The 14,018-nt window shown below is 66.6% G+C and carries 11 protein-coding genes; 4 read left to right on the top strand and 7 right to left on the bottom strand.

All coding sequences use genetic code 11. The annotated features are described in order from the left end of the window. The first annotated feature begins 18 nt into the window (after positions 1 to 18). The 3 genes from AC07PF_RS01255 to AC07PF_RS01245 all read left to right on the top strand — a co-directional run bounded on the left by AC07PF_RS01255 (position 19) and on the right by AC07PF_RS01245 (position 5,325). Complete coding sequence (locus tag AC07PF_RS01255; RefSeq protein ID WP_145694559.1) at positions 19 to 1,275, top strand: Zn-dependent hydrolase; 1,257 nt, start codon at positions 19 to 21, stop codon at positions 1,273 to 1,275. Positions 1,276 to 1,535: 260 nt separating this feature from the next. After that, positions 1,536 to 3,059: a methyl-accepting chemotaxis protein gene (locus tag AC07PF_RS01250; RefSeq protein ID WP_108016684.1), complete on the top strand. Its 1,524-nt coding sequence runs from the start codon at positions 1,536 to 1,538 to the stop codon at positions 3,057 to 3,059. A gap of 202 nt (positions 3,060 to 3,261) precedes the next feature. Next, the gene (locus AC07PF_RS01245; protein ID WP_494610585.1) at positions 3,262 to 5,325 is read left to right on the top strand and encodes a putative bifunctional diguanylate cyclase/phosphodiesterase; all 2,064 of its coding nucleotides are present in this window, start codon (positions 3,262 to 3,264) and stop codon (positions 5,323 to 5,325) included. A gap of 57 nt (positions 5,326 to 5,382) precedes the next feature. On the opposite strand, the gene AC07PF_RS01240 is transcribed toward AC07PF_RS01245, so the two are convergent. Genes AC07PF_RS01240 through AC07PF_RS01225 form a run of 4 tightly spaced genes read right to left on the bottom strand, consistent with a single transcriptional unit; the run spans position 5,383 to position 10,221 of the window. Then, a complete protein-coding gene (locus tag AC07PF_RS01240; RefSeq protein WP_494610584.1) occupies positions 5,383 to 6,432 on the bottom strand; it encodes a bifunctional nicotinamide-nucleotide adenylyltransferase/Nudix hydroxylase in 1,050 nt (349 codons plus the stop codon). 14 nt (positions 6,433 to 6,446) lie between these two features. After that, the gene (locus AC07PF_RS01235) at positions 6,447 to 8,147 is read right to left on the bottom strand and encodes an NAD+ synthase (RefSeq protein ID WP_494608742.1); all 1,701 of its coding nucleotides are present in this window, start codon (positions 8,145 to 8,147) and stop codon (positions 6,447 to 6,449) included. A gap of 19 nt (positions 8,148 to 8,166) precedes the next feature. After that, on the bottom strand, positions 8,167 to 9,357 hold the full coding sequence (pncB, locus tag AC07PF_RS01230) for a nicotinate phosphoribosyltransferase (protein ID WP_494610583.1): 1,191 nt from the start codon (positions 9,355 to 9,357) through the stop codon (positions 8,167 to 8,169). A gap of 9 nt (positions 9,358 to 9,366) precedes the next feature. Then, positions 9,367 to 10,221, bottom strand: coding sequence for a cysteine hydrolase family protein (locus AC07PF_RS01225; RefSeq protein ID WP_494610582.1), 855 nt, complete (start codon positions 10,219 to 10,221; stop codon positions 9,367 to 9,369). A gap of 303 nt (positions 10,222 to 10,524) precedes the next feature. Here AC07PF_RS01225 and AC07PF_RS01220 point away from each other — a divergent pair, with 303 nt between their 5' ends. Further along, a complete protein-coding gene (locus AC07PF_RS01220; RefSeq protein WP_007855821.1) occupies positions 10,525 to 11,766 on the top strand; it encodes a diguanylate cyclase in 1,242 nt (413 codons plus the stop codon). Positions 11,767 to 11,794: 28 nt separating this feature from the next. On the opposite strand, the gene AC07PF_RS01215 is transcribed toward AC07PF_RS01220, so the two are convergent. The 3 genes from AC07PF_RS01215 to metK all read right to left on the bottom strand — a co-directional run bounded on the left by AC07PF_RS01215 (position 11,795) and on the right by metK (position 14,010). Continuing rightward, the gene (locus tag AC07PF_RS01215) at positions 11,795 to 12,250 is read right to left on the bottom strand and encodes a hemerythrin domain-containing protein (RefSeq protein WP_494608739.1); all 456 of its coding nucleotides are present in this window, start codon (positions 12,248 to 12,250) and stop codon (positions 11,795 to 11,797) included. A 66-nt stretch (positions 12,251 to 12,316) separates the two neighbouring features. Continuing rightward, complete coding sequence (locus AC07PF_RS01210) at positions 12,317 to 12,502, bottom strand: DUF1328 domain-containing protein (RefSeq protein WP_007855816.1); 186 nt, start codon at positions 12,500 to 12,502, stop codon at positions 12,317 to 12,319. Between the two features lie 326 nt (positions 12,503 to 12,828). Then, positions 12,829 to 14,010 carry a methionine adenosyltransferase gene (metK, locus tag AC07PF_RS01205; protein WP_007855814.1) on the bottom strand — a complete coding sequence of 394 codons (1,182 nt, stop codon included), beginning with the start codon at positions 14,008 to 14,010 and terminating at the stop codon, positions 12,829 to 12,831. Positions 14,011 to 14,018: the final 8 nt, after the last annotated feature.

Here is a 14,018-nt window from a genome sequence, read left to right as displayed (position 1 = left end):
ACCGATCAGGAGAACACCATGGACACCAAAGTCAAGACCGACATCGACAGCCTGCGCATCAACGGCGAGCGTCTGTGGGATTCGCTCATGGAGCTGGCGCAGATCGGCGCCACGCCCAAGGGCGGCGTGTGCCGCCTGACGCTGACCGATCTGGACAAGCAAGGCCGCGACCTGGTGACGCGCTGGGCGCGCGAGGCGGGCATGAGCGTGACCATCGACCAGATCGGCAACGGCTTCATGCGCCGGCCCGGGCGCAACAACAGCCTGCCGCCCATCATGACCGGCAGCCACATCGACACCCAGCCCACGGGCGGCAAGTTCGACGGCAACTACGGCGTGCTGGCCGGCATCGAGGTGGTGCGCACCCTTAACGACCATGGCATCGAGACCGAGGCACCGATCGAGGTCGCCTTCTGGACCAACGAGGAGGGCTCGCGTTTCGTGCCGGTGATGATGGGCTCGGGCGTGTTCGCCAAGGCCTTCACGCTGGAGCACGCCTACGCCGCCACCGACACCGAGGGCAAGACCGTGAAAGGCGAGCTCGAACGCATCGGCTACATCGGCGAGCAGGTGCCGGGCGATCACCCCATCGGCGCCTACTTCGAGACCCACATCGAGCAGGGCCCGGTGCTGGAGGACCACGACAAGACCATCGGCGTGGTCACGGGTGTGCTCGGCATCCGCTGGTACGACTGCACCGTGACCGGCATGGAGGCGCATGCCGGCCCCACGCCCATGGCGCTGCGCAAGGATGCATTGCAGGTCGCCACGCACCTCATGCAGGAGGTGGTGGCCTGCGCCCACCGCCACCCGCCGCACGGGCGCGGCACCGTGGGCATGGTGCATGTGCACCCCAACAGCCGCAATGTGATCCCGGGGCAGGTCAAGTTCAGCATCGACCTGCGCAATGCCACCGACGCGCTGTGCGAGAGCATGGACCAGGACATCCGCGCCGTGGCCGCCCAACTGAGCGCCGACACCGGCCTGCCGATCGTCATCGAGCAGGTCTCGGCCTACCCGGCCCAGGTGTTCCATGCCGACTGCGTGGACGCGGTGGCACGTGCCGCGGCCAAGCTCGGCTATTCCAACATGCCGGCCGTCTCGGGCGCCGGGCACGACGCCGTGTACATGGCGCGCCTGGCGCCGGCCGGCATGGTCTTCATCCCCTGCAAGGACGGCATCAGCCACAACGAGATCGAGGACGCCAAGCCCGAGCACATCTCGGCGGGCTGCAATGTGCTGCTGCACGCCATGCTGGAACGCGCAGGGACCTGAGCCCGCCCACCTGCCGCCTGCCTGCTGGCGTTGTGGCTGCGCGACACGCCAGGCGGGTTTTACATTTGCCGCCAGGGCTGGCCAGCTGAGGCGGCCGCGTGGCCCCGATGCGCCTGTGCAAGCGGTTTGTGCGGGCTGCGCCACAAGGCGCCAAAATGTGACAAAACCGTGACAAATCGAGGTTTTGATTAAAAATTGGGCAATCCGGGTGTATCTTCTGGTTACGTCTTGTTCCGTATCCTGAAAGAGAAAGCCTGCCCATGAAATTGCGAACCCGGATTCTTTGGCTGTGCGCGGCCACCCTGCTGGGCCTGGTCGTGTTGTCCGCTGTGGCCCTGACCACGCTGTACCAGTCGATGATGAAGGAGCGCACAGCGCAGCTGTCCAACCTGGTGGTGCTCGCGCATGCGGCAGCGCAGAAGGCCTATGACCAGGAAAAGAGCGGAGCGCTTTCCACCGAGGATGCGCAGAAGGAAGCCAAGCGCAACATCGGCAGCTTCGTCGACAAGGACAAGTACTTCTTCGTACGCGGCTTCACCAACGACGTGAACTACGTGCACCCCAACCCCAAGCGCATCGGCATCGTCGATGAAAAGGGCGGCAAGGAAGCTGGCGTGCGCTACCGCGCCGCGCTGCAGGGCAAGACCATCGGCACGGTGATCGCCAAGGGCACGCGCCCGGGCGCCAAGGACGAGGTGGAGAAGCTCTACGCCATCATCAAGTTCGAGCCCTGGGACTGGACCATCGGATTTGGCGACTACATCGACGACATCGACCACGCCTTCTGGCGCGAGACAGCCATCCTGCTGTCCATCGGCGCTGTGCTGATGCTGGTGATCGCCCTCATGGCATGGCGCATGCTGCGCACGCTGGTGCACCAGCTCGGCGGCGAACCCCAGTACGCGGCCGACGTGGTCACGCAGATCGCCGAGGGCAACCTGGCCGTGGAGGTCGTCACCCTGCCGGGCGATGAGACCAGCATCCTGCACGCGATCCGCGCCATGCGCGACAACCTGGCCCATCTGGTGCGCCAGGTGCGCGACAGCACCGATTCGATCAACACCGCCTCCGCCGAGATCGCGGCCGGCAATGGCGACCTGTCCGGCCGCACCGAGTCCCAGGCCAGCGCGCTGCAGGAGACCGCTGCATCGATGGAACAGCTGACCTCCACCGTGCAGCAGAACGCTGCCAACGCACGCCGTGCCGATGAACTGGCACGCGCCGCCTCCGACATGGCCGTGCGCGGCGGCGACGTGGTGCAGCAGGTGGTGGGCACCATGGGCTCCATCGACCAGTCCTCGCGCAAGATCGTGGACATCATCAGCGTGATCGATGGCATCGCCTTCCAGACCAACATCCTGGCGCTCAATGCCGCCGTGGAAGCCGCGCGCGCGGGCGAGCAGGGCCGTGGCTTTGCCGTGGTGGCCAGCGAAGTGCGCAGCCTGGCGCAGCGCAGTGCCGCCGCCGCCAAGGAGATCAAGGGCCTGATCGACGATTCCGTGGCCAAGGTCGGCGTAGGCACCCAGCTCGTGGAGCAGGCCGGCTCCACCATGCGCGAGGTGGTCGACGGTGTGAAGAACGTGACCACCATGGTGGCAGAGATCAGCTCCGCCAGCGCCGAGCAGAGCGCCGGCATCGCCCAGGTGAACCAGGCCATCTCGCAGATGGACCAGGGCACGCAGCAGAACGCTGCGCTGGTCGAGGAGGCCCTGGCTGCGGCCCAGTCGCTGAGCCAGCAGGCCGTGGCCCTGTCGCAGACCGTGGGCCAGTTCCGCGTGGCTTGACCGAGGCACCGGGAACGGCGGAGCCAGCGCCACCGGATCGACGCGGGCCGATCACAGGAGTGTGCGAAGATGCAAGCAATTGCTTCTGGCGCAAACTGCGCTTGATTTTTGACCCCGCCGATCTGCCGTCGATGCCCGCCCGATTGTTGCCGACCCTTTTGCGCACGCAGTCCTCGCGCCTGATGCCGGGCTGCGGGCTGGCATGAGCCTGTCGGCACCCACCCCGGCAGCGCGCCTGCCGGCAAACCGCCTGCCGTCCGGCAGTGATCTGGCCGAGCGCGCCGTGCGCTACGCGGCCCTGGAGTGGTTGTCACGCCCGGTCTGGGTGTTCGACATCGACGGCCAATGCGTGCATTGGGCGAATACCCCCGCGCTGGCCGTGTGGAATGCCACCACGCTGGCCGAGCTGTGCGGGCGCGACATGGGGCATGACATGTCCGAATCGGTGGCACGGCGGCTGGACCAGTACCAGAGCGACTTCCTGCAGCGGGCCGATGCCAGCTTCAACGAGCAATGGACCATCTACCCCGGCGGCGTGGCGGTTTCGCTCAACGTGCGTTTCAGTGGGCACCGCTTGCCCGATGGCCGCATGAGCATGCTCTGCGAGGCCGAGCCCGTGGGCATGGTGCCGCCCGAATCACTGCGCTCCGTGGAGGCCTTGCTGCACACGGCGGTGATGATCACCCTGTACCACCCCAGCGGCGCGGCACTCTACCGCAACCCGGCCGCGCGTGCCGCCGTGCTCAGCCCGGGCGAGCGGCTGCAGGATCGCATCGGCAGTACAGCGGCCCTTGCCGCACTCTCGCGCAGCCTGGACCAGCATGGCGTGGGCACGCTCACGCTGGCGGTGCGCACACCCCTGGGCGACCGCTGGCACGAACTGTCGGCGCGCCGCTGCAAGGATGCCGTCACGGGCCAGGAGGCCGTGCTGGTGAGCGAGGCCGACATCAGCGCCATCAAGCACACGGAGGAGCGTGCCAACTTCCAGTCGCTGCACGACGTTCTCACCGGCCTGCCCAACCGGGCCCACTTCACGCAGCGCTTTGCGCGCGCGATGGAGGAGGCCCGGGCCCAGTCGCTGGAAGCGGCTTTGCTGCTCATCGACCTGGACCACTTCAAGGACGTGAACGATACGCTGGGCCATGCCGCGGGTGACGAACTGCTGGTGACCATGGCGCAGCGCCTGCGCCACACGCGGCATGGCACCGAGGTGCTGGCCCGCTGGGGGGGCGACGAGTTCCTGGTGCTGCTGACTTCGCAGCGCATCCGCGAGGACCTGGATGCGCTGCACGAGCGCATCTCCGTTGCGCTGGCCGTGCCGCTGTCGGTGGCCGGCACGCAGCTGCGCATGACTTCCAGCATTGGCGTGGCGTTGTACCCGCAAGACGGCGAAACCATCGAGATCCTGCTGCGCAACGCCGACCTGGCGATGTACGCGGCGAAGGAACGCGGGCGCAACACCCTGGCGTACTTCGACGGGCGCATGGCCGAGACGGTGCGCAGCCGCACCGAGCTCGAAAAGGAACTGCGCCAGGCGCTGGAGCGCGAGGAGTTCGAGGTGTACTTCCAGCCCCGCGTCGATGTGGCCACCAACACCATCCGCGCTGTGGAGGCGCTCGTGCGCTGGAACCACCCGCGCCTGGGCCTGGTGTCGCCTGCCTATTTCATTCCCGCCTGCGAGACCACCGGTCTGATCGGCGAGCTGGGGCTCTGGGTGCTGGCGCAGGCCGCGCACCAGCAGGTGGCCTGGGTGGCACAGGGCTGGGACCTGGTGGTGTCGGTCAACCTGTCGCCCCGGCAGTTCGCCTCGCCCGACCTGTTGCACGACATCACCGCGGTGCTGCGCCAGGCCGGTGTGAATCCCGCGCGCATGGAACTGGAGATCACCGAATCCATCCTGCTGGGCGAAGACCAGCATGTGCTGAGCGTGCTGCGTGAACTGTCGGCGCTGGGCCTGACCATTGCGCTGGACGACTTCGGCACGGGCTACTCCAACCTGGCCTACCTGCAGCGCTTTCCGGTCCATACGCTCAAGATCGACAAGACCTTCATCCAGGACACGGACGCCAACCGCTCGCTGGCCGAGCTGATCGTTTCGCTCTCCACGCTGATGAAACTCACCGCCGTGGCCGAAGGCGTGGAGACGCAGGAGCAGCTCGACTGGGTGGCGCGGCGGGGCATCGCGCAGTACCAGGGCTACCTGTACGCGCGGCCCATGCCGGTGCGCGCCTTCACGGACTGGCTGCGCGCCCACCAGCAGCCCTGACCTACCTTCAATCTGTGAACGGCTTCCCGCCGGGCTCCCAGGGCCGAAGCGGCACCATCACCTGGCCGGCCGCTGGGCGTCGGTGAGGTGCAGAAAATGGTCCAGCATGTGGAAGTGGTCCTCGAAGAACTCCTCTTCCATGCCTGCCAGCTCGGCAATCGGCGTCCACTGCACCTGCTGGGCGTCGTCGTCGGCCTGCACGGTGGGGAAGGGCGTCTGGCCCAGGTCGAAATAGTGCGCATGCGTGAGCGTGCGCCCGCGCTGGCTGCGGTCGGGGTGGTCGAACACGGCCACGGCCTGCAGCGCGGCGCGCATGGTGGCCTCGGGAAGATTGCAGTGGGTCTCTTCCACCAGCTCGCGCAGGCACGACTGCCACACCGTCTCGCGCTGCTCGATGAAGCCGCCGGGCACGGCCAGCTGGCCCTTGCCGGGCGCATGGGCACGGCGGATCAGCAGCACATGCTCCTGGCAGCGCAACACGGCGTCCACCGTCACGAACACCGGCGGGTAGGGCGCTGCGGACCAGGCCTCGCGGTAGCGGCGCAGCATGCGCCATTCTTCCTGCAGGGCCTCGAAATGCGGCGTCTGCGCAAAGCGTTCCAGGAATACCAGCGTGCTCGCGGGCATCTCGCTGCGCAGGTCGTCCAGTTCCGTGCGCACGGTGGCCGGTGTGGCGCCGAAGTAGGCATCGCGGATGGCGGTGGCGTCGATGCGGCCCTGGCGCTCCATATGGATCAGCTCCCAGTCCGGGAAGGCGCCCAGGTAGCTGCTGGTCGCGTCCTTGAAGTGCCCCACCAGACCGATGCGGCCGGCCCCGGGTGCGATGCCGGCCACGCCCTCGCGCACGGCCTGCACCCACACGGCTTCGTTGTAGTAGTCGCGCACGGGCAGCACCTGCACGCGGGCGCGGTTGGCTTCGGGCAGGGCCTCGCGCAGCATCTGCTCGCGTTCGGCGGCGGTGAACGGGTTCTTGGGCGAGCGGGCCTGCCAGGCCGAGCCCATGACCACGATGACGTTGCGGGCACTGTCGAGCGCGCGCTGCAAAAGGGCCATGTGGCCCTGGTGGACGGGTTCGAAGCGGCCGATATAAAGGGCGGTGTCGTACATGGGGCTGTATTGGATCAGACGTAGCGGGCAGCGATCGGCATCTGCCGGCCGCTGCCGAAGGCGCGCGCACGCACGCGCACGATGGGTGGCGCCTGGCGGCGCTTGTATTCGTTGCGGGCGACCATCATGCGCACCCGGTGCACCAGGGCGCGTCCATCGTCGCCCTGCTCCAGCTGCTGCACGAAGGCGTTGGCGGCATCGTACTCCGCAGGCGCCAGCCGGTCGCCCTCGATGAGCATCTTGAGGACCTCGTCGAGCACCGGGTAGGGCGGCAGGCTGTCCACGTCGCGCTGGTTAGGGGCCAGCTCGGCCGAGGGCTCCTTGTCGATGATGGCCTGCGGGATCAGTTCGCGGCCGGCATGCGCGTTGATGTGGCGCGAGAGGGCGAAGACCTCCGTCTTGTACAGGTCGCCGATCAGGCCCAGGCCGCCATTGGTGTCACCGTACAGCGTGCAGTAGCCCACGGAGATCTCCGACTTGTTGCCCGTCGTCAGCAGCAGGTGGCCAAAGGCGTTGGAGTACTCCATCAGCACGGTGCCGCGGATGCGCGCCTGCAGGTTCTCGAGCGGCAGGCCTTGCAGGGCCTGGCCGAAGCTCGCCTCGAACTGCTGCGCATAGGCGGCCACCTGGTCGGCGATGGGGTGGGTGAGCAACTGCACACCCAGGTTGCGGCACAGGGCCACCGAGTCGTCGACCGAGCCGCTCGATGAAAAACGCGAGGGCATGGTGATGCCCACCACGTTCTCGGGCCCCAGCGCCTGGGCGGCCAGCGCCAGCGTGAGCGCGCTGTCGATGCCGCCAGAGCTGCCGACCACCACCTGCTTGAAGCCGCAGCGCCGCGCGTAGTCCGACAGGCCCAGCACGATCTGCTGGCGGTAGAACTCCATGGTCGGCAGGCCCTGTGCGGGTACGGCTTCGGGCGTCTCACCTTCGGCGGTGAGGAAGCGGCCGTTGTCGAACTGCAAGGTGCGCACGTCTTCCACGAAGCGCCGGGCCTCGAAGACGATGCCCGCCTCGGGCTCCACCGCGAACGAGGCGCCGTCGAACACGATCTGGTCGTGCCCGCCGATCTGGTTCACATACAGGATGGGCAGGCCGTTGCGGCGCGAGGCATCGCCGAAGATCTGGTGGCGCTGCTCGCGCTTGGCGATGTGGCTGGGGCTGGCGTTGATGCTCACCACCAGGTCGGGTGCCGCGTCGCGCATGCGGTCGAAGGGGTTGGTCGCGTAGTCAGCGCCGCTGTCGTTCCAGCCGTCCTCGCAGATCAGGAGGCCCACCTGGGCATTGCCGATGCGCAGCACCTTGGCCACATCGGGCCCGGGCTCGAAGTGGCGGCGCTCGTCGAAGATGTTGTAGGTGGGCAGCAGTTGCTTGGCATAGCGCAGCCGCACTGCGCCGGCGTGCAGCACCAGCAGACTGTTGTGCAGGCGCTTGCCGGGCCCCTGGGCGGGCGTGGGGGCGCCCACCACCCAGTGCAGGCCGGGCAGCTCGGCCGAGGCCTGCTGCAGCGCGGCCAGCCCTGCGGCCACACGCTGCTGGAAAGCGCCTTCGTCGAGCATGTCACCCGGGTAGTAGCCGCACAGCGCGAGCTCGCTGAAGACCACGAGGTCGGCCTGTTCGCTGGCGGCCTGCCGTGCGGCAGCCACCATGCGCGCGACATTGCCTTCGATGTCGCCGACGGTGAAGTTGAGTTGGGCAAGGGTGATGCGGAGCATGGGAAATCCTCGGGGTCGTTTACGCCTTGACGTGGAAGACCTGGCGGAGATAGGCAAGAAAGGTCTCATCGTCGCACAGCGTCTTGCCGGGCGTGTCCGAGAGCTTGGCCACGGGCTGGCCGTTGGCGCGCGTGAGCTTCATCACGATGTTCAACGGCGTCTGCCCCATGTCGTTGGTCAGGTTGGTGCCGATGCCAAAGCCCAGCTGCGTGCGGTCGCCGAAGTGCTGGTACAGCGCCAGGGCGCGCGGCAGGGTAAGCCCGTCGGAGAACACCAGGCGCTTGGTGTGTGCATCGATGCGCAGGCGTGCATAGTGGGCCAGGGCCTTCTCACCCCAGGCCACCGGGTCACCCGAGTCGTGGCGCAGGCCGTCGAACAGCTTGGCGAAGTAAAGGTCGAAGTCAGCCAGGAAGGCGTCCATGCCCACGGTGTCGGTCAGCGCGATGCCGAGGTCGCCGCGGTACTCCTGCACCCACTCTTCGAGGGCCGTGTTCTGGAAGTCGCGCAACCGCACGCCCAGGGCCTGGTAGGTCTGCAGGTATTCGTGCGCCATCGTGCCGATGGGCACCAGGCCCAGGTCGCGGGCCAGCAGCACGTTGGAGGTGCCCTTGAACCATTGCGGTGTTTCGCGCGCGAAAGTCTGCACCACCTCGCGCTGCCAGGCACCGCTGTAGCGCCGGCGCAGGCCGAAGTCGAACAACTCGAAGGGGTGGCGCAGCGTGGCCTGCTGTGCCAGGTCCTTGAGCGTCTGCACCTTGGCGGCCAGGCGGCGGCGCCCTTCGGCCAGCGCCGCGGCGGGGTCGAAGCGCCGGAAATACAGCTCGTTGACGATGGCCAGCACGAAGATCTCGAAGCCCATCACATGCACCTGCGGGCCGCGCGCCACGATGTGCAGTTGGCCGTCCACTGCCGACGCCTCGATGAAGCTGCGCTGGAACTGGAAGATGCGCAGGAAGTCGATGAAGTCGCTCTTGATGTAGCGCAAGCCGCCCACGTAGGCCAACTCGTCGGGGGCAAAGCGCAGCGTGCACAGGTGGTCGAGTTCGGCGTTCACCTCGTCCAGCAGTTCGGTGAGCGGGTAGGCGCTCTGGTTGCGGCAGACGAAACGGTACTCGCTCTGCGTCTGCGGGTGGCCGTGCAGCAGGGCCTGCCACATGGTGAACTTGTAGAGGTCGGTATCGAGCAGGCTGTGGATGACGTGGTCGGACATGGAAACTCCTCAGAAATCGTCGGTGCTGCTGGCCAGCTGCACGCCTTGGGCGCGCATGGCGTCGAGAAACGTGGTGTGCTGGGCCTCGAAGCCGCCCACTGGGCTCATGCAGTCGGTCAGCAGGGTGATGCGCTCAGGCGTCCAGCCCGGCTGCAACCGGGGCAGGTGATGCACGATGTGCTCGGTGGTGGCGCGCACGCAGTGGCTGCTGGTCTCGCCGGCGATGAACAGCCGGTCGGCGGCGCCCAGCGCTGCGAGCAGCCGGGTGTTGAGGGCCGTACCGGGGTCGTCCGCATCGGGCACCTCGGCCTCGATGGCACTGTAGTGCTCGGTGAAGGGGTTGGTGCCCTTGAAGACGTTGTGCACGGCGCGCTGGCGCTGCAGCTGCCATGCACTGCAGGCGGCCAGCACATCGGCGTGCACGCCATGGCCCCAGCTGCCGATCTCGCAGTGCACGGGCCACACCATCAGCGTGTAGCGGCCTTGCTGCTCCAGGGCATCGAGGTACTGCAGGGTGCGTTGCAGCAGGGCGCCGTTGCGGGGCACGAAAGAGCCGGCGCGCACCTGCGCCGCAGTGATGGGGGTGAAGGCCGCCACGGCCCGCCCGTCGGCCTGCTGCCAGTAGCCGGGGTGGGCGATGTCGAACTGCTGGTGCGAGTCGAGGGTGGTGGTGATGCCGTCGAGCGCTGCGCCGTGGGCTTGAATGAAGGCCGCTGTTCGCTGCATGTCGGCATGGGCGCCCGCTACCGGCAGCGAGGGGGCGGTGCGCAGGCCCGTGACCGGGTCGATGGGCTGCCACGCGGCGGGCAGGTCGCAGAAGTCGTTTTGCGGGTCGATCACCAGAAGCTGGTTGCTGTGTGCCATGGCTCTTCTCCTTGTCTGTGGCCGCAGTGTAATTCAGTTAATTTAATTGTGCAACTAAGATGTCGATACTCCATGGCGCTGGGTGGAGTGGGCGCATTTCGCACTGTGGCGGGCGCGCCGGGCGTATTTCATTGGACCGCGGGCCTGAAATCTGGCACAAACGAAAACTTTGTGTCCCGTTGCAACGGGCCTGTCGGGGCCAGGGTGGGCGGGACACAACCACGATGGGGGGCGCCGCGGGCTGCCAAGGTTTGCTTGCCATCCGCCATACATGCTGACTAAAGTCGGCGACAAGGGATATTCATGTCATTGCGGCTCAAATTCAATCTGGTGCTGGCCTGCGTGCTGCTGGTGGCAGCGGCAGGCACAGGCCTGTACGTGCACCGCTTCCTGCAGAAGACGGCCATCGAGGAGGTGCAGCACAACTCGCAGCTCATGATGCACGCGGCCATGGCGATACGTGACTACACCACCGAACTGGTCAAGCCGCACCTGGACGTGACGCTGGCAGAGCAGTTCCTGCCGCAGACGGTACCGGCTTTTGCGGCCACCGAAACGCTGCGCCGGTTGCAGAGCCGCTTCCCCGGCTATGAGTACAAGGAGGCGGTGCTCAACCCCACCAACCTGCGCGACCGTGCCAACGAGTGGGAAGAACGCATCGTCAAGGACTTCCGCGAAGGCCGGGCCGACCTCAAGAAGGAAGTGACGGGCGAGGTGGGCGAGGGCATGCACCGCACGCTCTACGTGGCCCGCCCCATCACCATCAAGCAGCCGCAATGCCTGGCCTGCCACAGCACGCCTGCCGCTGCCCCGCCCACGATGCTCAAGGTCTACGGCGACAAGAACGGCTTTGGCTGGCAGATGAACGAAACCATCGGCATCCAGGTGGTGCGGGTGCCCATGTTCTACCCGCTGGAGAAGGCGCGCACGACCTTCAACACGGTGATGACGGCGCTGGCCGGCAGCTTCTTGCTGCTGTTCGCGGTGCTGAACCTGTCGCTGTCGTCGCTGGTGATCGAGCCCATGGCGCGCCTGAACCGCAAGCTCGAAGACCTGGCCACCAAGGACTTCCTTACCGACCTGGTGAACCGCCGCAAGTTCTTCGAGCGGTTGGAGGCCGAGATGGCCGACACGCGCATCAGGAAGAGCAGCCTGTCGGTGGTGATGTTCGATATCGACTTCTTCAAGCGCATCAATGACACCTTCGGGCACGATTCGGGCGATGTGGTGCTCAAGGCCACGGCACTGCGGGTGCGCGAACTGCTGCGCTCCTCCGACTGCGCGGCGCGCTTCGGTGGCGAGGAGTTCATCCTGCTGCTCAAGGAAACGCCGGTGGACGCCGCCATGGCCATGGCCGAGGCCGTGCGCGCGCGCATTGCCACCGTGCCCTTCGACTCGGTAGGCCATGTGAGCGCCAGCTTCGGTGTGGCCACCTGGAACCAGGTGGAAGATGCGCATGCGCTGATCAAGCGTGCGGACACGGCCCTGTACGTGGCCAAGTCCAGTGGCCGCAACTGCGTGGTGCAGGCCAAGGACGCGGTCTGAAGCTGCGCAGCGGGGCGCTGCGGGCCCGTCAGGCCGTGGCAGCCTTGGCCTCGTCGTAGTCGGTCAGGTAATCCCCGGCCAGGGACGTCTTCTGCTTTTCGGTCAGCAACTTGCCGGCCATCTGGAAGAAGCGGTGTTCCTCTTCTTGGAGGTGGTGCTCCACCTTCTCGGCCAGTTTTTTCGCCAGGGGCAGCCAGGCAGGGGTGGCCGGGTCGGCCTTCTCCAGTGATTCCACCAGCTCATCGATCTGGTGGTGCTCCGAAATCGCGTGGCGCGACAGGTCCATGCCAGCATCGAGCTGCATCAGCGGTGCATAGAAGTTGCGGTCTTCGGCCAGTTCGTGGGCTGCCAGCTCGGCCTTGAGCCGCGTGAACAATTCCTGCCGCTCGGGCGTATCGCCACTGGTCTCGGTCAGGCGGCGGTACAGGTCGCGCTGCAGCTCATGGCTCTCGCGCAGGGCTTCGAAGATGTTTTGTTGGCTCATGGCGTTCCCTCTCATTTCTCTTTTGGGGCTGCAGGGGCCCAGGGGCCTGCGGGAAAGCTGCGCTTGCTACTTGAGCGCCTTGCGGGCGGCTCCTACGCCGACCGCGGCCAGCACGACGAAAAGCACGGCCAGCACCAGGAACAGCACGAACAGTACCTTGGCGATACCGGCGGTACCCGCGGCCACACCGGTGAAGCCCAGGGCACCGGCAACCAACGAAATAAGGGCAAAGATGATGGCGTACTTGAGCATGGCGGTTCCTTGCAGTGGGAGCAGCGTGTGCTGCGAAAGGGTGTGATGGAACGATACGGGGGCGCACGTGCCGGGGCCGTCGGCAAGTGCGGGATAAGGGTGTAGGAGAGTGCCGATGCGCCGGCACTGCCAATGAAAAAAGCCGCAGCGCGGTGAGCGCTGCGGCTTTTGTTCGATGCGCGCCCTGGGGCGCACGCTCGCTGAGTTACAGCCCGGCTGCTGCACGCAGTGCAGCAGCCTTGTCAGTACTTTGGTCTTCGTTCACATCGCTGGCGCGATATGAACTTCGCCCGAAGACCGAAAACCGCGCTATCGCGCGGCGGGCTTTACAGCCCGGCTGCGGCGCGCAGCACCGCAGCTTTGTCGGTCTTCTCCCAAGTGAACTCAGGCTCTTCGCGGCCGAAGTGGCCGTAGGCGGCGGTCTTTTCGTAGATCGGACGCAGCAGGTCCAGCATCTGGATGATGCCCTTGGGGCGCAGGTCGAAATGCTCCTGCACCAGTGCGGCGATCTTGTCGTCGGGGATCACGCCCGTGCCTTCGGTGTAGACGGTCACGTTCATGGGGCGCGCCACGCCGATGGCATAGGCCACCTGGATCTGGCACTGGCGGGCCAGTCCGGCGGCGACGATGTTCTTGGCCACGTAGCGGGCGGCGTAGGCGGCCGAACGGTCCACCTTCGTTGGGTCCTTGCCGCTGAAGGCACCACCACCGTGGGGGCAGGCGCCGCCGTAGGTGTCGACGATGATCTTGCGGCCGGTCAGGCCGCAGTCGCCTTGCGGGCCGCCGATGACGAAGCGGCCGGTGGGGTTGATCAGGTACTTGGTGTCCTTGAGCCACTCGCTGGGCAGCACCGGCTTGATGATCTCTTCGATAACGGCCTCGATGAAGCTCTTCTTCATCGTCTTGGCGGTTTCGCTCTGGTCGGGGTGGTGCTGGGTGGAGAGCACCACGGTGTCGATGCTGTGGGGCTTGCCGTCCACGTAGCGCATGGTGACCTGGCTCTTGGCATCGGGGCGCAGGAAGGGCAGGCGGCCGTCCTTGCGCAACTGTGCCTGGCGTTCCACGAGGCGGTGCGCGTAGTAGATCGGCGCGGGCATCAGCTCGGGCGTTTCGTCGCAGGCGTAGCCGAACATCAGGCCCTGGTCACCGGCACCGGTGTTCAGGTGGTCGTCGCTGGCCTGGTCCACGCCCTGGGCGATGTCGTTCGATTGCTTGTCGTAGGCCACGAGCACGGCGCAGCCCTTGTAGTCGATGCCGTAGTCGGTGTTGTCGTAGCCGATGCGCTTGATGGTGTCGCGCGCCACCTGGATGTAGTCCACGTGGGCGTTGGTCGTGATTTCGCCAGCCAGCACCACGAGGCCGGTGTTGGTCAGCGTTTCGGCGGCAACGCGGCTGCGGGGGTCCTGCTTGAAGATGGCATCGAGGATCGCGTCCGAGATCTGGTCTGCCACCTTGTCGGGGTGGCCTTCGGAGACGGATTCCGAGGTAAAGAGAAAGTCGTTCGCCATTTGAATAA

The organism is Acidovorax sp. GW821-FHT10A04 (assembly GCF_059415825.1).
Note: the sequence above shows the minus strand (reverse complement) of the source record. Positions and strands in the feature narration are given on the sequence as shown.